This is a genomic window from Blastococcus sp. VKM Ac-2987, from assembly GCF_026967805.1.
GTDB lineage: Bacteria > Actinomycetota > Actinomycetes > Mycobacteriales > Geodermatophilaceae > Blastococcus.
In genome coordinates this window covers 292,984-314,823 of record NZ_JAPVBG010000001.1, presented here as the reverse complement: position 1 = coordinate 314,823, position 21,840 = coordinate 292,984, and the positions used below count along the sequence as shown (strand labels likewise).

Sequence of the window (21,840 nt, the reverse complement as noted above, 5' to 3'; positions counted from 1 at the left end):
CCGGTCAGCGGGGCTGGGCGGGGTTGGTCGGGTCGCCCTGCGAGGGCGGGTTCATCTTCGGGCCCGTCGTGGCCTCGGAGACCTTGGAGCCGCCCGACGGCTCCGGAGGCGCCTCCGGGGCCGGTGCGGCCGGGTCGCCACCGGAGGGCGCGGCGCCCTCGGCGAGCCCGTTCAGCCGGTGCTCCATGGCGGACACCACCTGCATGCGGTTGGCGTGGGAGCGCTCGTACTCGAGCAACGTCTTGAGGTCGTCGGACCCGAGGGTGCGGATCCGGGACGTCAGCGAACCGACGGGCAGGTGGTCGTAGTCGGGCAGCGGCAGATCGTCGCGCACGGTCATCGCTCGTCCTCTCGACTGGTTCTCGGGTCGGGGAGCCGCCTACCCGGCCGCCTGGGATCCGACACCGGGTGTGAGGGGACGGTCGGTGGGTAGGCGGCGACGAGGGGTTCGCGAGCAGCTGCGGCCCCGTGACCGACTACCACCCCCGATCGATCGAGGAGTTGTCCCGTCGTCATGGACGTGTCCTTCCTGGAGCCGGTGTTCGCCGCCGCAGGGCCCTACGCCACGGTGTGCGCCGACGTCACGCACACCACCGAGAGCGCCGACGCGGAGCTGGAGCTGCGGGTGCGCGCGCTGACCGGGCAGCTGACCGAGCAGGGCGCCCCCGAGGTCGTGACCGAGGCCGTGCGCGCCCGGCTGCTCGAGGGCAACGAGGGTGGCGAGGCCGGCACGCTCAAGGGCCGCGCCCTCGTCGTCGCCGCCGACGGCTCCGTGGTCCTGGACGAGGCGCTGGCCGACCGCCCCGCCCGCGAGTCGGCGGCGTGGTCGCCGCACCCGGATCTCGTCCCGGTGCTCCAGCAGCTCGCCGGCCGGGTGCCGCACGTGGTGGTCGTCGCCGACCGCGTCGGCGCGGACATCACCACGGCGGGCCTGCCCAGCCGGCCCGACCAGGAGCAGCAGGTGGAGGGCGACGACTTCCACATGCGCAAGGTCAAGGTCGGCGGCTGGGCGCACAACACCTACATGCACACCGCCGAGAACCAGTGGGAGGAGAACGCCGGCCGGGTCGCCGACGAGGTCGACTCCCTGACCCGCCGGCTGCCGATCCGGTTCGTCCTGGTCGCCGGCGACGTGCGCGCCCGGCAGATCTTCGGTGACACGGCACCCGCTGCGTGGTCGGACCTCGTCGTGTCGATGGAGGAGGGTGGCCGGGCCGCCGGTGCCGACCGCGAGCCGATCCAGCGGCGCACCGCCGAGCTGATCGCCGAGCACGAGGCCCGCGACATCGCCGACGTCGTCGAGAAGGTCCAGGGCGCCGCCGCGCACGGGCTGTCCGTCACCGGCACCGCTGCAGTGGTCGAGGCGCTGCGCAAGGGGCAGGTCGAGACGCTGGTGGTCACCGACGCCCTGGGGGACGACGCCACGCTGCTCGTCGGCGGCAGCCCGCTGGAGCTCGGCGTCAAGCAGCAGGACATGGACGCTCTCGGCACCCACGGCGAGGTCCGCCCCGCCGGGTCCGCGCTGCTGGCCGCCGCGGTGGCCAGCGCCGCCGGTGTGCTCGTCGTCCCGGCCGCCGCGCTCCCCGGTGACGAGCCCGTCGCCGCGGTCCTCCGCTACACCGACGCCTCCACGCCGTCCTGACCTCCCGCCCGAAAACCCGAAGGAGAACGAACCCGTGAGCGACCCGCACCAGCCCGCCACCAGCCCCGGCACCGACCCGGGCGACATCGAGCGTCGCGCCGCGCTCGCCGAGTCCCTCGGCAAGGAGGTCTGGCCGGCCGACCGCGACGCGCTGATCGCCAAGGCACAGGAGGGCACCGCCCCCGACCGGGTGCTCTCTGACCTGCGCCGGCTGCCGGCCGGTCAGCAGTTCAGAAACGTCCAGGAGGTCGCCGACGCGCTCGGCCTGGGCACCGAGCAGCAGCGGTTCTGAGGTGACCACGCAGAAGAAGCCCAGCGCCGAGGCGCTGGACAACGTCACCGAGGAGAACATCGAGACGCGGTCCCACCTGCTCCCGGAGGAGGCCGGGCTGAAGGGCAGCGGCATGGAGGAGGTCGCCGCCGAGGTGATCCTCGCCGAGTCGGAGGAGCGGACCGTGCACCCCGACGCCGACGACGCCCAGGGTGCGCACCGGGAGTCCGCCGAGACCGCGGACCAGCCCTGACGTGCGTCACGAGCACCCGGTCCGGCTGCGCTGGTCGGACCCCGACATGCTGGGCCACGTCAACCACGCGCGGGCGCTGAGCCTCCTGGAGGACGCGCGGCTTGCGCTGGGCGACGACCACGCCGGCGGCGGGCTGATCCTGGCCCGCCTCGAGGTCGACTACCTGCGCCAGCTCTACTACCGCGTCGGTGAGGAGCTCTGCGTGCGGAGCTGGGTCACCCGGCTGGGCACGAAGTCCTTCACGTTGCGGCAGGAGCTGGCGCAGGACGGCGAGGTGGCCATCCGCGCCGACGCCGTCCTCGTGGTCTTCGACTTCGCGGCGAACGCCAGCCGGGCGATGACCGACTCCGAGCGCGCGCACTGGACCCGGTACCTGGAGAGCTGACCACCGGGCTCCGCAGGGCCCGGTGCTGGTCGGAGCGCCGGTCGCCGCCTCCCTGATGTGATCATCTCCGCCGATCCGGGTAGGGCCGCCGGAGTCCACGAGAGGAGCGATCATGCCGAAGACGGCGAAGAACGGCTCGGCCAAGCAGTCGGAGCTGCCCAGCACGCTGCGGCGTTCGCCCAAGAAGGCGCAGCGCACCTTCACGAAGGCCTACGACTCCGCGGTCGAGGAGTACGACGACGAGGAGCGCGCCAACCGGACGGCGTGGGCCGCGGTGAAGCACAGCTTCGAGAAGGTCGGTGACCACTGGGAGAAGAAGCCCGGTGGCAAGAAGGGGCCCTCCGACGCCCAGGCCGCGGGTGGCCGTGGCACCGGCAAGGAGACCAAGGGCGGCGTGAACGCCAACGCCTCCAAGTCCCACCTCTACGACGTGGCCAAGAAGCTCGACATCTCCGGCCGCTCGACGATGGGCAAGAAGGAACTGGTCGCCGCCATCCAGAAGGCGAACGACAAGAAGACCGCCGCTGCACGCAAGAAGTAGCCGGCGCCGCGACGCCCGGGGCCGCTACCCCTGCCGAGGTCGGCCCGGGCGCGCGTCCCGGGGCACGCTCAGCCGGCCGGCAGGAGGATGAACTCGGTCTGCCGGCCGTCGAGGTACTCGAGGCCGGCCGCGGTCAGCGCGACGCCCTCCTCGAGCCCGAGCCGCACGCACTGGTCGTCCCACTCGGGTACCGGCCGGCGCACCGCGAGTTCCAGCGCGTAGGCGGTGTCCGCGTGCACCGGGTGGTCCCCGGCACCCGGCACGCCCTCCTGCTGGTCCCACTGGCCGATGGCCGGACCGGCGCCGTGCCCGTGGTAGCCGATCGGGTGCGAGTACACGTCGCCGTCGATGCCTTCGGCGGCTGCGGCGGCGCGGGCCACCGACAGGACCTCGTTGCCCGTCCGGCCCGGCACCAGGGCCGCCGCGGTCAGCTCCTGCATCCGGTTCGCCGCAGCGAGCGCCGCGCGCAGCCCCGCCGGTGCCGCCGTCTCCCCGGGGCGCAGGACGTAGGCGTTGCGCTGGGTGTCGGTCCGCAGGCCCAGGCTGCTCAGGCCGACGTCGCAGTGCAGCAGGTCACCGGGGCGGACCACCGCGTCGTACGGGACGGCGGGCAGCAGGGTGCCCCGGTCCTCGACCAGCGGTACCCCGGCCCGCTGCAGGAGCACCGAGGGCTGGAACCACGGCTCGACCCCGAGGTCGTGGAAGCGCTGCCGGATCCACCAGGCCACGTCCAGCGCCGTCGTCGTCCCGACCGTGACGACGACGGGGGAGAACGCCTCGGCGATGACCTCGTGGGCCAGCCGGTTCATCGCGCGCAGCGCCGCGATCTCCTCGGGCAGCCGCGTCTCCAGCCAGCCGACCGCCAGCTGCTCGGCCGACACCAGCCGGTCGGCGTAGGGCCCGAGCGCCTCGGTGAGCAGCCGGTGCTCGGTGTGCGACAGCCCGTCCCCGAGAGCGAAGTGCTCGGAGACGTCGATCCCGATCCGCCGGGGCCCGGCCTGCTCCACGAACCGGCGGACCTCGGCCCACTGGGCGCGCTCGCCGGCGTCCGCGGTGTCGCCCGTGTCGCCGGTGTCGCCGGTCCAGGCCGGGAGGAACTGGCCGACCGGGTAGCGCGAGACGGCGGCGGGGGTCACGCCGTCGTCGCTGCGGTGCAGCAGCAGGATGGTGCGGCGCCGGGCGGACAGCCAGGTGGCCGGCAGCAGCGTCGCGAGGACCGGGTCCTCGTTGTACTCGCGGCCCACGACGATCCACAGGTCGATGCCGGCCCGGTCCATGAGGCCGGGCAGCACGTCGAGCAGGCGCTGGGTGAGCCACCGGTCGCGCACGTCCGCCTGATCGCGCAGGGGCAGCGGCACCGTCCGCGTCGGATCAGGCGCGACGAGCGACATGGCCCTAGCGAAGCAGAGAACCGCCCGATGCACCGGTCGAGAGCGCCGCACCCGGCGGAACGTCCCCCGGCCGTGCGACAACGCCTACGTCGGGGTCTCCTCGGGCTGCGGGGTGCGGGCGCGGGGCGCGGCCGCGGTGGCCACCCGGTCCCGGCCCCGGCGCTTGGCCACGTACATGGCGGCGTCGGCGCGGTCGAAGAGCCGCCACAGCGCGGCGACCGGGTCCTCGCCGTCCACCGGCCGGGCGACGGCGAGGCCGACCGAGGCGGTCACCGCGTGCCCGTCGCACGCGCGACCCCGGGTCACGGCCACCCGGAGCCGCTCGGCCAGCCGGGTGGCCTCGGCGAGGTCGCTGACCGCCCCACGACGACGAGCTCCTCGCCTCCGGTGCGGGCCAGCACGTCGGCCGGCCGGACGGTGGCCGCGAGGGAGCGGGCCACCGCCCGGAGGACCGAGTCGCCGATGGCGTGCCCGAACTCGTCGTTGAGCCGCTTGAAGTGGTCGAGGTCGAGGACCATCGCGCTGACCTGGGTGCCGTCCCGGCGGGCCTGCCGCCAGAGGCGCGGGGCCTGCTCGACCAGGTAGCGGCGGTTGTACAGCCCGGTCAGCGGGTCGAGGCGGGTCAGCGTCTCGGTGGCGACCAGCAGCCGCTGCACCCGCCGGCGGAGCAGGAACAGCCCGGCCGCGGCGGCGTTGAGGGTGCCGGCGCTGACCCCCACCTGCACGCCCAGGCCGACTGCGCTGTCGTAGCTCGGCCACAGCGCGGCCAGGCAGACCGCCGTCGTCACCGCCATGTGGACGTACAGCTGGCGCAGCTCCAGGAACCACGCGGCCACCAGCGCCGGGAACAGCAGCATCAGCGGGGTGGCGTAGCGCAGCGGGTCCTGGATGCAGAGAACGACGACCAGGTAGACCAGGTCACCGACCAGCACCATGGCGAACGTGTGGCCGTGCCCGACCCGCCGTCGGACGGCGAGGCCGGTCCCGATCCCGATCAGCAGCAGCATGGTGGCGCCGTACGCCCAGCGGGCGGCGCCCTCCCGCAGCACCCCCTCGACGAAGAGGTTGACCGAGCCCATGAGCCCGCCGGCGGTGAGGAGCGTGGCGAGGGTGGACGCGGCGACGTGGCTCTCCGGGCCCCGGGCCGCGGCAGGGCCGGAGGAGTCGGGTGCCAGGCCGGAGATGTGGGCATCCGCGCTGGTCACGGGAGCAGGATGCCGTATCGGGGGACCTCCCGGCACCGGCTCGCGCACGACCGGTACGTCGGGCCCCCCGTCCGGGTGAGGGCGGTGCCAGGGTGGGGGCATGTCGCACCCCGATCCGGCCCTCGTCGACGTCCGGCCCCTCGCCGACCACCCCCTGGTCGAGGCGGGGGAGGGGCGGTCCCTCCGGATGGTCGCCCCGGGTGCGGTGACCCGCGGCCGGTTCGGCCTGGTCGAGTACCGGCTCGGCCCACGCACCCCGGGCGCGGCACCGCACTACCACCGCACCTTCGCCGAGTCCTTCTACGTGCTCTCGGGCCGGCTGACCCTCTACGTCGGCGGCGCCTGGCAGACCTACCGGCCGGGCGACTTCGCGATGGCCCACGAGCAGGGCGTGCACGGCTTCCGCAACGACGGCGACGAGCCGGCCTCGATGCTCATCCTCTTCACGCCCGGGGTGGCGCGCGAGGCGTTCTTCGCCGAGATGGCCGAGATCGGGCGCCGGGACCAGCCGCCGACGAAGGAGGAGATGGCCGCGCTCTACGCCCGGCACGACCAGGTGATGGTCGACGTCTGAGCGGGGTCGGGCGGCGGATGGAAGGCTGGACGGCGACGACGGACGAAGGAGGCTGCGCATGGCCGAGGGGCCCTGGTTCTTCTGCATGAAGCACAACCAGGTCGAAGGGCGCGACGGGTGCGCCGAGCGGCACCGGCTCGGCCCGTACGAGACGCGGCAGGAGGCGGAGCACGCGCTGCAGGCAGTCGCCGAGCGGAACGAGAAGCTCGACGAGGAGGACCGCCGGTGGGAGGGCGACTGATCCCCGTCCGCGCGGTTAGGCATGATCAAGCGAAGGAGCCGGGCTGTCCGGCGCCGCGGAGGGGGTGGACGTGACGGACGGTCGCGCGGTCGAAGAACTGGTCGTCGGGGTGCTGGGCGGCACCGGCCCCCAGGGGCGTGGGCTCGCCGTCCGGCTGGCCGCCGTGGGGCAGCGGGTCCTGATCGGCGGCCGTGAGGCGGCGAAGGCCGAGGGCATCGCCGAGGAGGTCGCCGGGCGCGCGTCGTCGGTCGCCGCTCCCGGGGTCGAGGTCTCGGTCACCGGCGGCTCGAACGTGGACGTGGCCGGCGCGGCTGACCTGGTCATCGTCGCCGTCCCGTACGCCGGGCACGCCGCGACCCTGGCCGAGCTGGCGACGCCGCTGGCCGGGAAGATCGTCGTCGACTGCGTCGTGCCGATGGGCTTCGACGAGCTGGGCGCCTACGTGCTCGACGTCGAGGAGGGCAGCGTGGCCCAGCAGGCCGCCGCGCTGCTGCCCGACTCGCACGTGGTCGGCGCGTTCCACCACCTGTCGGCCACGCTGCTCGAGGACCTCTCGAAGCCGACCATCGACGGCGACGTGATGGTGGTCGGGGACGACCGCGCGTCCATGGACACGGTGCAGGCCCTGGCCGGCCGGCTGCCCGGCATGCGCGGGATCTACGCCGGCCGGCTGCGCAACGCCCGCCAGGTCGAGGCGCTGACCATCAACCTGGTGTCGGTCAACCGCCGCTACAAGGTGCACGCCGGCATCCGGGTCACCGACGTCTGACGACAGCTGCGGGAGCGTCGCAGCGAGGGACGAGCGAGGAGCGGACCGGGGCGCGGAGTCGGACCGATGACACCGTCTGACGACAGCCGCGGAAGCATCGCAGTGCGGGATGACCGGGGTGGGGCCTACGACGGGCCGCCGCCGCGGCGGGTCGTGTCGCTGGTCCCGTCGCTGACCGAGGCGATCGCGGTCACCGACGCGACCCTGCTCGCCGGCGCCACCGATTGGTGCACGCACCCGGCCGGCCTCGACGTGCCGCGGGTCGGCGGCACCAAGTGGCCCGACGTCGCGCGGGTGCTCGCCCTGGCGCCGGACCTGGTGATCGCGAACGCCGAGGAGAACCGGGACGAGGACGTGGCCGCGCTGCGGGCCGCCGGGGTCCCGGTGTGGGTGACCGCGCCGGCGACCGTCGACCAGGCGCTGGACACCCTCGGCCGGATGCTCGCGGTGCTCGACCGGCCGGAGCCGGATTGGCTGGTGCGCGCCCGGGAGGTCTGGGCCGACCCGCCCCGGCTCGCCGGCGTCACCGCCGTCGTCCCGATCTGGCGCCGTCCCTGGATGGTGCTGGGCCGGAACACCTTCGCCGGGGACGTGCTGGCCCGGCTCGGCGTCCGCAACGTCTTCGCCGGCTCCGACGACCGCTACCCGAAGCTGGCCAAGGACGACCCCGCGACGGTCGACGCCGAGCTCGTGGTGTTCCCCGACGAGCCCTACGCCTTCACCCCCGACGACGGCCCCGAGGCGTGGCCGCAGGCCCGGCCGGTGTTCGTCAGCGGCCGGCACCTCACCTGGTACGGCCCCTCGCTGGCCGACGCGCCCGCGGTGCTGCTCGATCAGCTCGAAGGCTGACATCCTCCCCGTCGCCAGCCCCGCTCCGGGAGTGTTCCTCGCGCTCCGGGGGTTCTGCAGCCCCCGCAGAGCCCGAGGAGGGCACCCAGAGCGGCCACCGACCGGTCCGGCCCCGGGATCGAGCCGGATGCCGCCGGATCCCGCGGCCACCGGTGTCAGACTGCCGATGTGCTGCTCGCCGACCTGGTCGCCGTCCTGCACGCGGCCGCCGTCCTCCTCATGCTGACCGGCTCGCTGCTGGCGCTGCGGTGGCCGCGAGTGCTCTGGCTGCACGTGCCGGTCAGCCTGGTCATCCTCGCCCTGTACCTCACCGGCTCCGACTGCCCGCTGACCACCTGGGAGCTGGCACTGCGGGAGGCCGCGGGGGAGAGCGGCTACCGCGGCGGGTTCATCGGGCACTACCTCACCGAGCCGCTGGGTTTCCCGATCGAGTCGGCGTCCACGCAGCTCGGCATCTACGTCGTGGCGTTCACGCCCAACGTGATCGGCTACGGGCTCCTCGCCGCCCGGGCCCGGCGCGCACCCGGTCACCGGGCGAGCGCGACGAGCGGCTCCACCACGTCTGCCGGGTGAGGCAGGGCCGCGATCTCCGCGGCCACCTCGCGGGCGGCGACTCGGAGCGCGGGGTCGGTGACGAGGCGCTGCAGATCCGCGGTGGTGAGGTCGGCGGCCTCGACCGCGAGACCGGCGCCCCGGGCCGCGAGCAGCTCGGCATGGGTCCGGCGGTCGCCCGCGCCGGGCACGGCGAGCTGCGGGATCCCGGCGCAGAAGGCGGTCATCAGCGTCCCGGCGCCGCCGTGGTGCACGATGCCGGACAGGCGCGGCAGCACGTCCGCGAAGGGCAGCCAGTCGACGGTCCGCACGCCGGCCGGCAGCCTGCGCCGGGCGACCCGGCGGTCGGGCCGGACGAGGACGAGGTCGAGGTCGGCGCCCGCCGCGGCGTCGACCACCCGGCTCATCAGCAGGTCACGGCCGGGCCCCGGAACGGTCGTGCGGGTGACCAGGACGATCGGCCGGTCGCCCGACCCGAAGAGTTCCGCGGGGACGTCGCCCGTGGCGGTCGCCGGGACGTAGCGCACGAGCCGGCCGCGCCGGTGCTCCACGACGCTGGGCGGAGCCGTGCGGACCACCTCGGCCGGAACGGGGAGTGTGCCGACGCCGTAGCGCCGTGACCAGGCCGTCAACCGGGTGGCGGTGGCTGCCAGCAGCTCCTCGGGGTCGTAGAGGGAGAGGTCCACGAGCGCGACCGGCACGCCGTGACGGGCCGCGGCCAGCGTGCCGGCGGCCGCGAGGGGTTCGTGCACCACCAGGTCGGGCCGCCACCCGTCGACCAGGTCGACCAGCTCCGCGGCCATCCGCTCGGCGACCGCCGCGAAGAGCAGGCCCACACCGTCGGTGCCGCCCCGCCCGGCCATCTCCCTCCGGGCGATCCGCGGATGGGTGAGCATGATGCGGGCGAAGAGCGGCCCGGTGCGGAACCCCGGGGCGACGTCGCGGACGGGCAGACCCGACGGTGCGGCCGCCCCGACGCCCGCACCGCCGGTCGCCAGCACGACGTCGTGGCCGGCGTCCCGGAACGCCGTCGCCAGCGGCACCAGCGGCAGGACGTGCCCGACCAACGGCGAGGCGACAAACAGGACCCTCACGAGGTCCAGGGTGGCGGGCGTCCAGACGGACCGGAAGGGGCTGCGTCGGCCCGAGGTGGGTCAGTCGAAGGAGTGCTCGGGGCCGGGGAAGACACCGCCGCGGACGTCGTCGGCGTACTCCTTCGCCGCGCGCAGCAGCTCACCGCGCAGGTCGGCGTACTTCTTCACGAACTTCGGCACCCGGCCGCCGTTGAGCCCGGCCATGTCCGGCCACACCAGCACCTGGGCGTCGCAGTCGACGCCCGCACCGATGCCGATGGTGGGGATGGACAGCTCCTTGGTCACCTGGGCGGCGAGGGCGGCAGGCACCATCTCCATGACGACGGCGAAGGCGCCCGCCTCCTGCACGGCGTGCGCGTCGGCGAGCAGCTGGTCGGCACCGGCGCCCCGGCCCTGCACCCGGAACCCGCCGAGGGCGTGCTCGCTCTGCGGCGTGAACCCGATGTGCGCCATGACCGGGATGCCGGCCTCGTGCAGCATCCGGATCTGCGCGGCCACCCGCACCCCGCCCTCGAGCTTGACCGCCTGCGCGCCACCCTCCTTCATCATCCGGACGGCGGTGTCGAAGGCCTGCTGCGGGCCGGACTCGTAGCTGCCGAACGGCAGGTCGGCCACGATCAGGGCCCGCGAGGTGGAGCGGGTCACCGCCTTGGTCAGCACCAGCAGGTCCTCGACGGTGACGGCCACCGTGCTGGTGTGGCCGAGGACGACGTTGCCCGCGGAGTCGCCCACCAGCATCACCGGGATGCCGGCCTCCTCGAAGATGGCCGCGCTGTAGGTGTCGTAGGCGGTGAGCATCGCCCACTTCTCGCCGCGCTGCTTGGCTTGCTGCAGGTGGTGGATGCGCACCCGCGCGGTGGACTGACCGCCGTAGAGGACCGACTCCGTCATGCCTGAGCTCCTTCTCGCACGGTGGGGAGGCTCTCCCGCCAGCGGTTGGTGATGGGCAGGCGCCGGTCCCGGCCGAACGCCTTGAGGCTGATCTTGGTACCCGGTGCCGACTGCCGGCGCTTGAACTCGGCGGCGTCCACCAGCCGGAGGACGCGGGCGACCACCTCGGCGTCGTGCCCGCGCTCGAGCAGCTCGGCCATCCCGAGGTCGCGGTCGACGTAGTCGGCGATCACCGCGTCCAGCTCCTCGTAGGAGGGCAGCGAGTCGCTGTCCACCTGCCCGGGGGCGAGCTCGGCCGACGGCGGCTTGTCGATGGAGTTCCGCGGGACGGGCTCGGTCTCGCCCCGGTCGCGGGCGTACGCGTTCCGCCAGCGGGCGAGGTCCCAGACCAGCGTCTTGGGCACGTCCTTGATGGGGGCGAAGCCGCCGGCCGAGTCCCCGTACAGGGTCGAGTAGCCGACGGCGACCTCGCTCTTGTTCCCCGTCGTCAGCAGCAGGTGCCCGTGCTGGTTGGACAGGCCCATGAGGAGCGTGCCGCGGACCCTCGCCTGCAGGTTCTCCGCGGCGACGCCGGAGAGCTCCACCGAGGCCTCGTAGGCGTCGACCATCGGCGCGATCGGGACCACCGAGTAGCGCAGCCCCGTCCGGCGCGCCAGGTCCTCGGCGTCGGCGAGCGAGTGCTCGCTGGACCACTTCGACGGCAGCCCGACACCGTGCACCCGGTCGGCGCCGAGGGCGTCGACGGCGAGCGCGGCGACCACGGCGGAGTCGATGCCGCCCGAGAGACCGAGCACCACCGACGGCATGCCGTTCTTGTCGATGAAGTCCCGCAGCCCCAGGACCAGCGCCCGCCAGACCTCCTCGTGGTCGCTCAGCGGGTCGGCGATCGTCGCCGGGCGCCGCTCGAAGGCGGGCACGGGCTCCTCCGAGACCACGTGGCGGGTCACGGTCATCGGCCCGACCCGGCCGTCGCGCCGCTCGGGCACCGACGACGGGTGCAGGTCCAGGTCGACGGTCGCGAGGTGCTCGACGAACTGGGGGGAGCGGGCCAGCAGCGTGCCGTCGGCGGCGACGGCCATCGAGTCGCCGTCGAAGACCAGCTCGTCCTGGCCGCCCACCTGGTTGCAGTAGACGATCGTCGCCCGCGCCTCGGCCGCGCGCCGGCGGACCAGGGGGAGCCGCAGGTCGTCCTTGGCCCGCTCGTAGGGGGAGGCGTTGGGCGAGACGACGAGGTCGACCCCGGCCTGGCCGGCGACCCCGCACGGCCCGCCCTCGACCCAGAGGTCCTCGCAGACGGTCAGCGCGACGTCGACCCCGTGCAGCCGCACCACCGGCAGCTCGGTGCCCGGCACGAAGTAGCGGGCCTCGTCGAAGACGCCGTAGTTGGGCAGGTGCCGCTTGTAGTAGCGGACGACGACCCGCCCGCCGTGCAGCAGCGCGGCGGCGTTGCGCGGTGCGCCCCGGCGCGGGTTCGCGTCGGCCGGCCGATGGTCGTCGGTCGGGGGCTCGTCGACCGGTGCGGGGCCGCTGCCCTCGGTGTGCGCCAGGTACCCGGCGACGACGGCGACGTTCCCCAGCCCCTCGTCGGCGAGCCGGGCGGCGAGGTCGACCAGCGCCCGCTCGCTGGCGCGGGCGAAGGACTCCCGCAGCACCAGGTCCTCCGGCGGGTAGCCGGTCAGCGTCATCTCGGGGAAGACCACCAGGTGGGCACCGGTCCCCGCCGCCCGGGCCGTCCACCGCACCACGAGGTCGGAGTTGCCCTGCAGGTCACCGACCCGGGTGTCGACCTGGGCCATGGCCACCCGCAACTGCACCGGCTGCTGATCACTCACGCCGCCAGTCTGGTCGCTCCGCACGGCCGGCGGCCAGGTGGGGGCGCCGCACCGGTCCCGCGGCGCCGCGGCCGCGACACGTGCGGTCCCGCGACCGGGGACCGTGTGCGAACCGCCCGGAGGGGGCACGCTTGCGGCGACGTCACACCCCTGAAACGAGCGGACTGGATCATGGCGGGCATGGACCGACAGCAGGAGTTCGTCCTGCGGACCCTGGAAGAGCGAGACATCCGCTTCGTGCGGCTGTGGTTCACCGATGTCTCCGGCTACCTCAAGGCCGTCGCGGTGGCCCCGGCCGAGATCGAGGCGGCGTTCGCGGAAGGCATCGGCTTCGACGGCTCGGCGATCGAGGGCTTCGCCCGCGTCTACGAGTCCGACATGCTGGCCAAGCCCGACCCCGGCACCTTCCAGGTGATGCCGGCGCGCGAGGGGCGGGCCAGCGTCACCGCCCGCATGTTCTGCGACATCACGCTGCCCGACGGCTCCCCGTCCTGGGCCGATCCGCGCCACGTGCTGCGCCGGACCCTGGCCAAGGCCGCCGACATGGGGTTCACCTTCTACACCCACCCCGAGATCGAGTTCTTCCTGCTCAAGGACCTGCCCACCGACGGCAGCGCCCCCGAGCCGGCCGACACCGGTGGCTACTTCGACCTGTCCACGCACAACGTGGCGCACGACTTCCGGCGCGAGGCGGTCTTCGCGCTCGAGGCGATGGGCATCTCGGTGGAGTTCAGCCACCACGAGGTGGCCCCCGGCCAGCAGGAGATCGACCTGCGCTACGCCGACGCCCTGTCGATGGCCGACAACATCATGACCCTGCGGCACGTGGTGCGGGAGGTCGCGCTGGCCCAGGGGGTGCACGCCACCTTCATGCCCAAGCCGTTCACCGAGCTGGCCGGCTCGGCGATGCACACCCACCTGTCGCTGTTCGAGGGCGACCGCAACGCCTTCCACGACCCGGCCGACCCGATGCGGCTGTCGACGACCGGCAAGCAGTTCATCGCCGGCCTGCTCACCCACGCCCGGGAGGTCACCGCGGTGACCAACCAGACGGTGAACTCCTACCGCCGGCTGCTGGCCGGCACCGAGGCACCGACGGCGGCGACCTGGGGGCGGGCCAACCGTTCCGCCCTGGTCCGCCTCCCCAGCTACAAGCCGGACAAGGGCCAGTCCGCGCGCGTCGAGGTCCGCTCGCCCGACTCGGCCTGCAACCCCTACCTCACCTTCGCCGTCCTGCTGGCAGCCGGCCTGCGGGGGATCGAGAAGGGCTACGAGCTGCCCCCGGAGGCCGAGGACGACGTCTGGTCGCTCACCGACACCGAGCGCCGGGCAGCCGGGTACGAGGACCTGCCGGTCAGCCTCGGGGAGGCGCTGACGGCGATGCAGGGCAGCGAGCTGGTCGCCGAGACCCTCGGCGAGCACGTCTTCCAGTTCTTCCTGCGCAACAAGTGGGAGGAGTTCAACTCCTACCGCCAGAACGTCACGCCGTTCGAGCTGCGGCGCTACCTGCCCGGTCTCTGAGCCGGCCGCGGGGGTGCCGTCCGTCGACCGGACGTCCCGCGCGCCTGCGGGAGCACGGACGGCGCCCCCGGAACCGGCCGTGACGGCGGCCGGCCCGGGGCCACTAACCTCGGCTCCGTGACCTCCCGCGGCCGTCTGCTCGTCGTCGTCCCGAGCGAGACCGACCCGCCCGCCCGGCTGGGGGAGTGGTTGCGCACGGCCGGCCTGGAGCTCGACGAGCGGCACCTGGGGCTGGGTGACCCGCTGCCCGGCACCCTCGACGAGGTGGACGGGCTGCTGGTCCTGGGCGGGCCGCAGTCGTCGCTGGACGACGAGGCGACCAGTCCCGAGCTCGTCGGCGTGCGGCACCTGCTCCGCCAGGCGGTCGACGCCGACCTGCCCACCCTGGCGATCTGCCTCGGCGCCCAGCTGCTGGCCCAGGTGGGCGGCGGCCGCACCCGGACCGGGGTGGACGGGCCGGAGGTCGGCGCCACGCTGGTGGCCAAGCGCGACGCCGCCGACACCGATCCGGTGTTCGGCCCGGTGCCGCTCTCGCCCGACGTCATCCAGTGGCACCACGACGAGATCTCCGAGCTGCCGCGCGGCGCCACGCTGCTGGCGGGCAACCCGCACTACCCGCACCAGGCCTTCCGGGTCGGCGGACGCGTCTACGGGCTGCAGTTCCACATCGAGACGACGCCGGAGATGGTCCGCGCCTGGGCCGGCAGCGACCCGGTCGGCGTGGCCGCCTCCCCGCTGGACGTCGAGACCCTCTGCCTGCGCGCGGACGCCGCCCACGACGACGTCGCCGAGGCCTGGCAGCCCTTCGCCGTCCGCTTCGCCGACCTGGTCCGCGCCCGCGCCGGGACGCGGGCATGACCGTGCCCCGGGCGGAGATCCCGCGCCGGGCGGTCGTGCGCCTGGTCCGGTTCGGCTTCGAGGACGGCGAACGCGCGGCCCGGCTGCTGGCGGACCCCGCGCTGGGCCTGTGGGACCTCGAGCGCAACGAGCCGGCCGACCCCGAGGCCGGGCCGGTCGTCTCCGCGCTGGCCCGCGCCGGCGACCCGGACCTCGCCGTCCGCTCGCTGCACCGGCTGGTCGAGGCCCTCGACGACGCCGACGACAGCGGACAGGCCGCCGCCACCCTGCTCGCCCGGCTGCGCGGATCCGGCCACCTGCGCGGTCGCCTGCTCTCCGTCCTGGGCGCCAGCTCCGGGCTGGCCGACCACCTGGCGGTCCACCCGCTGGACTGGGACGTCCTCGACGACGAGCAGAACGGGTGGCACCGGCCGACGCCGCACGCGCTCGAGCGGCAGATGCTGCTCGCCGTCGGCGCCGATCCCGACGACCCCCCGTGGGGGGTGCGCCTGGGCGCGGCCGCACCGGACGCCGCGCCGGAGCGGGTGCGGGCCCTGCGGCTGGCCAACCGGCGGGCGATCCTCTCCCTGGCCGGGCGGGACCTCGCCGACGGCGTGCCGGCCGAGGACGCCGCCGCGGAGCTGGCCGACATCGCCGCCGCGGTGCTCACCGCGGGGCTGGCGCTGGCCGTCGCCGAGCAGCCCGCGGACGCCGCACCCTGCCGGCTGTCGGTCATCGCCCTGGGCAAGACCGGCGGCCGGGAGCTGAACTACGTCAGCGACGTCGACGTCGTCTTCGTGGCCGAGCCGGTCGACCCGGGGCAGCCGGAGGCCGCGGCGCTCGGCTCCGCCACCCGGGTGGCCGCCGCGCTGATGCGGATCTGCCGCGAGGCCGCCTGGGAGGTCGACGCCGCACTGCGCCCCGAGGGCAAGGCCGGGGCGCTGGTCCGCACGGTCGCCGGGCACGCCGCCTACTACGACCAGTGGGCCGACACCTGGGAGTTCCAGGCGCTGCTGAAGATGCGCCCGGTGGCCGGCGACCCGGACCTGGGGCGGGCGTACGTCGAGGCGCTGTGGCCGCTGGTCTGGAAGGCCGGCGACCGGCCCGGGTTCGTCGGCCAGGTGCAGGCCATGCGGCGCCGGGTGGAGGCCAACATCCCCCCGGCCCAGGCCGAGCGGGAGCTGAAGCTGGGCCGTGGCGGGCTGCGCGACGTCGAGTTCGCCGTCCAGCTGCTGCAGATGGTGCACGGCCGGGTCGACCCCACCCTGCGGGTCGGCGGCACCGTCCCGGCGCTCACCTCGCTGTCCTCGGGCGGGTACGTCGGGCGCGAGGACGCCGCCACGCTCATCGCCTCCTACCGCTTCCTGCGCACCGTGGAGCACCGGCTGCAGCTGCTGCGGCTGCGGCGCACCCACCTGCTGCCCACCGACGAGCAGCAGCTGCGCTGGCTGGCCCGCTCGCTGGGCTACAAGCCCGACCACCGCGGCGACGCCGTCGAGGTGCTGCGGGCCGAGCTGGCGCTGCACACCCGCGAGGTGCGCCGGCTGCACGAGAAGCTCTTCTACCGGCCGCTGCTGTCGGCCGTGGCCAGGGTGCCCGCCGAGGCGGCGCAGCTGGGCAGCAAGGCCGCGGGCGACTGGCTGCGGGCCCTGGGCTTCGCCGACCCGGACGGCGCGCTGCGGCACCTGGCGGCGCTCACCGGCGGGGTCTCCCGGTCGGCCTCGATGCAGAAATACCTGCTGCCGGTGCTGCTGCAGACGTTCGCCTCCTGCCCCAATCCCGACTCCGGGCTGCTGGCCTACCGGCAGGTCAGCGAGGCGCTCGGCGGCAACCAGTGGTTCCTGCGGCTGCTGCGCGACGAGGGGCAGGTGGCCGAGCGGCTCGCCCAGCTCCTGGGCTCCAGCCAGTACGTCGCCTCGCTGCTGACCCGGACCCCCGAGGCGCTGCGGCTGCTCGCCGACGACGCCGAGCTGGAGCCGCGCAGCGCGGCCGCCCTGGCCAAGGCCTGGCGGCAGGCCGCCGGCCGGGCCCCGGACCCGCAGGCGGGCATCCGGGTGATCCGGGCGCTGCGCCGGCAGGAGCTGCTACGGATCGCCGCGGCCGCCCTGCTGGGCCGGCTCGACGTGCACCGGGTGGGTCAGGCGCTCACCGACGTCGCCGTCGCCACCCTGCAGGCCGGGCTCGACGCGGCGCTGCGGGCGCACGCGGGCGAGGCCGGGGTCGCCGTCGCGGACCTGCCCATGGACCTCGCGGTCGTCGGCATGGGTCGGCTCGGCGGGGCGGAGATGGGCTTCGGCTCGGATGCCGACGTGCTGTTCGTGCACCGCGCCCGCCCGGGCGCCGACGAGACGAGGGCCTCGGCCGCGGCCAACGCCGTGGCGCACACGCTGCGCCGGCTGCTCGCCGAGCCGGCTCCCGATCCCGCTTTCGAGGTGGACGCCGACCTGCGGCCCGAAGGCCGCCAGGGAGCGCTGGTGCGCAGCCTCTCCGCGTTCCGTGAGTACTACGAGCGCTGGGTGTCGGTGTGGGAGGTGCAGGCCCTGCTGCGCGCGGTGCCGGTGGCCGGCGACGAGGAGCTCGGCGCCGCGTTCGTCGCGCTGGTCGACCCGATCCGCTACCCGGCCGACGGGCTCAGCGCCGAGCAGGTCGCCGAGATCCGGCGGATCAAGGCGCGGGTGGAGCGGGAGCGGCTGCCCCGCGGCGCCGACCCGGCCACGCACACCAAGCTCGGCCGGGGCGGGCTCGCCGACGTCGAGTGGACCGTCCAGCTGCTGCAGCTCGAGCACGCCGCCGGGGTGCCCGCGCTGCAGGTGGCCTCCACCACCGGGGCGCTGGGCGCCCTGGAGGACACGGGCCGGCTCGATGCCGACCAGGCCGAGGCCCTGCGCCTGGCGTGGGAGCTCGCGACCCGGGCACGCAACGCGATCTTCCTGGTGCGGGGGCGTCCCAGCGACCAGCTGCCGCGGCCGGGGCTGGAGCTCGACGGGGTGGCCCAGGCCTGCGGGTACGGCCCCGACGACGACCCCGGCCAGTTCGTCGACGACTACCGGCGGACCACCCGGCGCGCCCGGGCCGTCGTGGAGCAGGTCTTCTACGGGCAGCCGCCGCAGGGTTGAGCGCACCCCGGCGCGCATGTCGATCCGGTGGCAATGCGCCGCGCGGGGTTGAGATCGGCCGGGGACGGCAAGGGGAGAGGGAGCCCTGCCCCCGATCCAGTCAGGACGTGCGATGCGCCTCCTCCCTGCCGCCGGCGTCGCCTCGGTGCTGGTCCTGACCGCCTGCACCAGCGACGACGAGCCACCGGCCGACGCCGGGCCGACGGTGACCGCGACGGCGACGGCGCCGACGGAGGACGGCGCGGAGCCGGACGGCGAGGCCCCGGTCGACGACGAGGACGACGGCGGCGACGACGGCGGGGATGCCCTCCAGCCGGTGGAGGACGGCGACACCGCCGGCTCCACCGGCCCGGGGGACGGCCCGCCGGTGGCGCTCGTCGAGGTGGAGCTCGTCAGCCACGAGGGCTTCGACCGGATCGTCTTCCAGGTCGCCGGCGAGGGCGAGGCCGGCTGGCAGGTCGGCTACACAGACGAGCCGCAGGCCCAGGGGTCGGGAGCTCCCGTCGAGGTGCCCGGGACGGCGGCCCTGGGCATCACGCTGACCAACATCGCACTCCCCGGCGACGCACCCGACGGCATCGAGCCCTGGGCGGGGGCGTCCCAGCTGACCCTCGCGGATGCGAACGTCCTGGACACGCTGGTCGAGGACACGCTCTTCGAGGGCCGCTACACGTTCTTCGCCGGGGTGGACCGCGAGCGGCCGTTCGCGGTCGGCACGCTGAGCTCGCCGCAGCGGCTCGTGGTCGACATCCTCGCGGAGGAGCCGGCGGCTCCCCTCGCGCTCTCGCAGCGCTGCCAGAGCCCGGCCGGCTTCGAGGTCTCCTACCCGGGGTCGTGGTCGGTCAACTCGGGGCTGACCGTGCCCGCCTGCACGCGGTTCGCCCCGGAGCCGTTCGCGGTGCCGCCCGGTACCGACGCCCGGGTGGGTTCGATCACCGCGTCGGTGGACTCCATCCCGTACGACCTCGTCGTGGGCCCGGGCGGCCCCGAGGAGGTGAGCCGGACCGAGACCACGGTCGACGGCCGGCGCGCGGTGCGGATCGAACGGGTCTCCTCGGGCCAGGGCCTCTGGCCCGAAGGGGTCCGGTCGACCGGCTACGTCGTCGACCTCGGGGAGGGGGAGGACGGACCGCGCACCCTGGTGGTCAACACCATCGACCTGCGGCAGTTCGACTACCGGCGCAACGTCGGGCTCCTGGACCGCATGGTGGAGACCCTCGAGTTCACGGAGCCCTGATCCGGGGTGCCGGCGCGCCGTCCTGCGCGGCCAGGGCATGCTGGGGGCGTGTCGGGATCACCGCCGGTCGGGCCGGAGCTGCCGGAGGACGTCGAGTCCGGGGCGGAAGTCACCGCCGGGCAGGCCGACGGCGCCACCATCACCCCCTACCGGGACGGCCCGCTGCTCGTCCGGGGCAGCTTCCGGCTGGTGGACCAGGACGGCGCCGAGATCGACCCGGGCCGGGGGACCATCGCGCTGTGCCGGTGCGGCAAGTCGGGGATCAAGCCGTTCTGCGACGGCTCGCACAAGCGGTCGGGCTTCTCCGCCCCCAGTGCGCCCAGCCGGCCGCGCCCCGCGGCGCAGCTCCGGCGCGAGGAGCGCCGGGACGACTAGCCGCCGCGGCGCCCCACCCGACGGGAGCGGAGAACCGGTCAGCGGGCGGCCTCGAACGCCCGCGCCATGCGGACCTGCTCCTCGAGGATCTCCGCGATACGGGCCTGCACGGCGTCGAGCTCGCCGATGACCGCGCTGGTCGCGCTGATGCCCGCGGTCACCACCGGATGTCGAGCCGGAACGGCAGCGGTCCGCATCCGGCTCCGGCCGCCCGCACGGACGGGTGTGTCCCGCCCGCCGGGCTGTCGGACCGTGACCTGGATCGCGCATCATGCGCAGCAACACACCGCCGGCGGACCCTCGGTCCGGCCGGCGCCCGATCGGAGGAACCGTGGATTCTGCGCTCAGCACCGTCGCGCTGCCGCTCGCCCTTGCAGTGGTCATGTTCGGGCTCGGCCTGTCGCTCACGCCGGCGGACTTCGCCCGGGTCGGGCGGCAGCCGAAGGCCGTCGTCATCGCCCTCGCGCTGCAGCTCCTCCTGCTCCCGGTGCTGTGCTTCGGCCTGGTCCTCGCCTTCGACCTCCCGCCGCTGCTGGCGGTGGGCATGCTGCTGCTCGCGGCCTCGCCGGGCGGGACCACCGCGAACCTGTTCAGCCACCTGTTCCGGGGCGACGTCGCGCTGAACATCAGCCTGACCGCCATCAACTCGGTGATCGCGGTCGTCACGCTGCCCCTGGTGACGAACCTGGCGGTCGGCTGGTTCGACCCCCCGGAGGCCGGCACGCTGGGCCTGCAGTTCGGCAAGACGGTGCAGGTCTTCGCGATCGTGCTGATCCCGGTCGCCCTCGGGATGCTGGTGCGCCGGTCGGCACCGGCGTTCGCCGACCGGATGGACAAGCCGGTGCGGATCCTGTCCGCGGTGGTGCTCGCGCTGGTGATCGTCGGGACGATGCTGGCCGAGCGGGACGACGTCGGGAACTACCTGCGCGACGTCGGCCTGCCGGCGCTCGTCTTCTGCCTGTGCAGCCTGGCGGTCGGCTTCGCGGTCCCGCGGCTGCTGGGCATCGGGCGCACCCAGGCGATCGCCAGTTCCTTCGAGATCGGCATCCACAACAGCACCCTCGCGATCGCGGTCGCGGTCAGCGTGCTGGGCAGCGTCGAGCTCGCCGTGCCGGCCGCCGTCTACGGGGTGCTCATGTTCCCCGTGGCGGCCCTGTTCGGCTGGGTCATCACCCGGACCGGCGCCGCGGCGCGGGACGAGGGCGAGCCGGTCCGCGCCGGCTGACGCCGGCCGGCCCGGTCAGGCCGCGAGTGCGTCCTGCCGGTGGAGGGCCGACCGGCCGGCCTTCCAGGCGCCGAGCAGGTGGGTGGCGGCCAGCCCGTCCATGGCCAGCGAGGCCGCGGCGCCGAACAGGACGTCGCCGGTGAGCCCGGGCTCACCGGCCACCAGCGACCCGCACATGTCGACCGAGGCGATCTGCTCGTGGACGGCGTCGGCCTCGACGTGCTCGTCGTAGAAGACCGTCGTCCGCCCGTCGAAGCCCAGCCGGCGCAGCCCCGCGGAGTACCGCCGGCTGGGTTCGGAGGAGGTCATCTCCACGGTGGCCAGGTGCCCCAGCGCCGCACCGCGCCAGCGCCGGTGCAGCCCGAACAGGGACATGGTGTTGACCGAGGCGAAGGCCACGGCCGGGGCCTCGTCCCACAGCGCCCCGTAGCCGGCGTCGAGGTCCAGATCGCGCATCAGACCAGCGAACAGCTCGCTGTGCATGCGCTCGGCCGAGCCACCGCCGTACTCGTCGGCCTGGATCTCGACCATGGCCGCCTTCGTCCGCCCGGACAGCCGGGGGATGGCGAAGGTGTGCGGATCGGCCTCCTTCAGGTGGTACACCGACCGGAGGGTCAGGTACTCCCGCCACTGCTCGAGGGTGCCGTTCTTGGCCATGAAGGACGAAAGCGAGGGGCCGTCGTCGGCGGCGATCAGCGCCGTCAGCTGCTGGTCGATCGGCTCGGTGCTCACCGGCACCTGCCCGATCAGCTCCCGCAGCGCGGCCAGGTGCCGCCGCTCCAGGCCGGCGCGCAGCTGCAGCAGCGCGGGATCCCACTCCCAGTCCTCCGACACCCCGTCGAACCCCCGGTAGTGCAGCTCGTAGCAGACGGCGAGGGAGAGCTGGAGGTCGTCGTCGGTCAGGGCACCGCCCGGATCGGTGGGCAGCCGCTCGGCGCGGGCGATCGTCGTGGCCGCGAGACCGGCGCCGGCGGCGAGGTCGGCGGCGAGGGCGTCGCTGAGCGGACCGCGGGGTTCGGGCAGGCGCATGATCGTCACC

General features: G+C 74.7%; 25 protein-coding genes. 16 read left to right on the top strand and 9 right to left on the bottom strand.

Annotation, left to right across the window (positions count from 1 at the left end; genetic code table 11):
- Positions 1-4: 4 nt before the first annotated feature.
- Positions 5-340, bottom strand: a complete 336-nt coding sequence (locus O2W17_RS01480; protein ID WP_269190620.1) for a hypothetical protein — start codon at positions 338-340, stop codon at positions 5-7.
- Positions 341-514: 174 nt separating this feature from the next.
- On the opposite strand from O2W17_RS01480, the gene O2W17_RS01475 reads away from it, so the two are divergent.
- The 5 genes from O2W17_RS01475 (at position 515) to O2W17_RS01455 (ending at position 3,092) form a co-directional block, all read left to right on the top strand.
- Entirely contained in the window at positions 515-1,642 is a 1,128-nt protein-coding gene (locus tag O2W17_RS01475) for a baeRF2 domain-containing protein (protein ID WP_269190619.1), read from the top strand.
- Between the two features lie 34 nt (positions 1,643-1,676).
- Positions 1,677-1,934 carry a DUF2795 domain-containing protein gene (locus O2W17_RS01470; RefSeq protein WP_269190618.1) on the top strand — a complete coding sequence of 86 codons (258 nt, stop codon included), beginning with the start codon at positions 1,677-1,679 and terminating at the stop codon, positions 1,932-1,934.
- 1 nt (position 1,935) lies between these two features.
- Positions 1,936-2,166, top strand: coding sequence for a hypothetical protein (locus O2W17_RS01465; protein WP_269190617.1), 231 nt, complete (start codon positions 1,936-1,938; stop codon positions 2,164-2,166).
- A gap of 1 nt (position 2,167) precedes the next feature.
- Positions 2,168-2,551 (top strand): acyl-CoA thioesterase, encoded by a 384-nt coding sequence (locus O2W17_RS01460; protein WP_269190616.1) that lies wholly within the window; start codon positions 2,168-2,170, stop codon positions 2,549-2,551.
- A gap of 112 nt (positions 2,552-2,663) precedes the next feature.
- Entirely contained in the window at positions 2,664-3,092 is a 429-nt protein-coding gene (locus O2W17_RS01455; protein WP_269190615.1) for a ChaB family protein, read from the top strand.
- A 68-nt stretch (positions 3,093-3,160) separates the two neighbouring features.
- Here the strand turns inward: O2W17_RS01455 and O2W17_RS01450 are convergent, their stop codons facing one another.
- The 3 genes from O2W17_RS01450 to O2W17_RS01440 form a co-directional block, all read right to left on the bottom strand.
- A complete protein-coding gene (locus tag O2W17_RS01450) occupies positions 3,161-4,483 on the bottom strand; it encodes a M24 family metallopeptidase (protein WP_269190614.1) in 1,323 nt (440 codons plus the stop codon).
- 84 nt (positions 4,484-4,567) lie between these two features.
- Entirely contained in the window at positions 4,568-4,756 is a 189-nt protein-coding gene (locus O2W17_RS01445) for a hypothetical protein (RefSeq protein WP_269190613.1), read from the bottom strand.
- Between the two features lie 29 nt (positions 4,757-4,785).
- Positions 4,786-5,688, bottom strand: coding sequence for a GGDEF domain-containing protein (locus tag O2W17_RS01440; protein ID WP_269190612.1), 903 nt, complete (start codon positions 5,686-5,688; stop codon positions 4,786-4,788).
- Positions 5,689-5,788: 100 nt separating this feature from the next.
- Here O2W17_RS01440 and O2W17_RS01435 point away from each other — a divergent pair, with 100 nt between their 5' ends.
- The 5 genes from O2W17_RS01435 (at position 5,789) to O2W17_RS01415 (ending at position 8,694) form a co-directional block, all read left to right on the top strand.
- Positions 5,789-6,262: a cupin domain-containing protein gene (locus tag O2W17_RS01435; RefSeq protein ID WP_269190611.1), complete on the top strand. Its 474-nt coding sequence runs from the start codon at positions 5,789-5,791 to the stop codon at positions 6,260-6,262.
- A gap of 58 nt (positions 6,263-6,320) precedes the next feature.
- A complete protein-coding gene (locus tag O2W17_RS01430; protein ID WP_269190610.1) occupies positions 6,321-6,503 on the top strand; it encodes a hypothetical protein in 183 nt (60 codons plus the stop codon).
- Between the two features lie 70 nt (positions 6,504-6,573).
- A complete protein-coding gene (gene npdG, locus O2W17_RS01425; RefSeq protein WP_269190609.1) occupies positions 6,574-7,272 on the top strand; it encodes an NADPH-dependent F420 reductase in 699 nt (232 codons plus the stop codon).
- A gap of 102 nt (positions 7,273-7,374) precedes the next feature.
- Positions 7,375-8,121 (top strand): helical backbone metal receptor, encoded by a 747-nt coding sequence (locus tag O2W17_RS01420; protein WP_269190608.1) that lies wholly within the window; start codon positions 7,375-7,377, stop codon positions 8,119-8,121.
- A 168-nt stretch (positions 8,122-8,289) separates the two neighbouring features.
- Positions 8,290-8,694 (top strand): DUF2784 domain-containing protein, encoded by a 405-nt coding sequence (locus O2W17_RS01415; RefSeq protein WP_269190607.1) that lies wholly within the window; start codon positions 8,290-8,292, stop codon positions 8,692-8,694.
- Here the strand turns inward: O2W17_RS01415 and O2W17_RS01410 are convergent.
- From O2W17_RS01410 to O2W17_RS01400, 3 genes are read right to left on the bottom strand one after another with little or no spacing between them, the layout of a single operon-like run.
- The gene (locus O2W17_RS01410) at positions 8,649-9,767 is read right to left on the bottom strand and encodes a glycosyltransferase (protein ID WP_269190606.1); all 1,119 of its coding nucleotides are present in this window, start codon (positions 9,765-9,767) and stop codon (positions 8,649-8,651) included. The genes O2W17_RS01415 and O2W17_RS01410 overlap by 46 nt on opposite strands.
- Positions 9,768-9,827: 60 nt before the next feature.
- On the bottom strand, positions 9,828-10,658 hold the full coding sequence (gene panB / locus O2W17_RS01405) for a 3-methyl-2-oxobutanoate hydroxymethyltransferase (RefSeq protein ID WP_269190605.1): 831 nt from the start codon (positions 10,656-10,658) through the stop codon (positions 9,828-9,830).
- Positions 10,655-12,490 (bottom strand): NAD+ synthase, encoded by a 1,836-nt coding sequence (locus O2W17_RS01400; RefSeq protein WP_269190604.1) that lies wholly within the window; start codon positions 12,488-12,490, stop codon positions 10,655-10,657. Before O2W17_RS01400 ends, panB begins: the two co-directional genes overlap by 4 nt.
- 180 nt (positions 12,491-12,670) lie before the next feature.
- On the opposite strand from O2W17_RS01400, the gene glnA reads away from it, so the two are divergent.
- From glnA to O2W17_RS01375, 5 genes are all read left to right on the top strand, one after another.
- Positions 12,671-14,011 carry a type I glutamate--ammonia ligase gene (gene glnA / locus O2W17_RS01395; RefSeq protein ID WP_269190603.1) on the top strand — a complete coding sequence of 447 codons (1,341 nt, stop codon included), beginning with the start codon at positions 12,671-12,673 and terminating at the stop codon, positions 14,009-14,011.
- Between the two features lie 117 nt (positions 14,012-14,128).
- Positions 14,129-14,869 carry a type 1 glutamine amidotransferase gene (locus O2W17_RS01390; protein WP_269190602.1) on the top strand — a complete coding sequence of 247 codons (741 nt, stop codon included), beginning with the start codon at positions 14,129-14,131 and terminating at the stop codon, positions 14,867-14,869.
- The gene (locus O2W17_RS01385) at positions 14,866-17,964 is read left to right on the top strand and encodes a bifunctional [glutamine synthetase] adenylyltransferase/[glutamine synthetase]-adenylyl-L-tyrosine phosphorylase (RefSeq protein WP_269190601.1); all 3,099 of its coding nucleotides are present in this window, start codon (positions 14,866-14,868) and stop codon (positions 17,962-17,964) included. Before O2W17_RS01390 ends, O2W17_RS01385 begins: the two co-directional genes overlap by 4 nt.
- Positions 17,965-18,076: 112 nt before the next feature.
- A complete protein-coding gene (locus O2W17_RS01380; RefSeq protein WP_269190600.1) occupies positions 18,077-19,201 on the top strand; it encodes an AMIN-like domain-containing (lipo)protein in 1,125 nt (374 codons plus the stop codon).
- 48 nt (positions 19,202-19,249) lie between these two features.
- Positions 19,250-19,576 carry a CDGSH iron-sulfur domain-containing protein gene (locus O2W17_RS01375; RefSeq protein ID WP_269190599.1) on the top strand — a complete coding sequence of 109 codons (327 nt, stop codon included), beginning with the start codon at positions 19,250-19,252 and terminating at the stop codon, positions 19,574-19,576.
- Between the two features lie 38 nt (positions 19,577-19,614).
- Here O2W17_RS01375 and O2W17_RS01370 read toward each other — a convergent pair whose 3' ends face one another.
- A complete protein-coding gene (locus O2W17_RS01370; protein ID WP_269190598.1) occupies positions 19,615-19,737 on the bottom strand; it encodes a hypothetical protein in 123 nt (40 codons plus the stop codon).
- A gap of 170 nt (positions 19,738-19,907) precedes the next feature.
- Here O2W17_RS01370 and O2W17_RS01365 point away from each other — a divergent pair, with 170 nt between their 5' ends.
- Complete coding sequence (locus O2W17_RS01365) at positions 19,908-20,801, top strand: bile acid:sodium symporter family protein (protein ID WP_269190597.1); 894 nt, start codon at positions 19,908-19,910, stop codon at positions 20,799-20,801.
- A 15-nt stretch (positions 20,802-20,816) separates the two neighbouring features.
- Here the strand turns inward: O2W17_RS01365 and O2W17_RS01360 are convergent, their stop codons facing one another.
- Positions 20,817-21,830 (bottom strand): iron-containing redox enzyme family protein, encoded by a 1,014-nt coding sequence (locus O2W17_RS01360; protein WP_269190596.1) that lies wholly within the window; start codon positions 21,828-21,830, stop codon positions 20,817-20,819.
- Positions 21,831-21,840 lie beyond the last annotated feature (10 nt).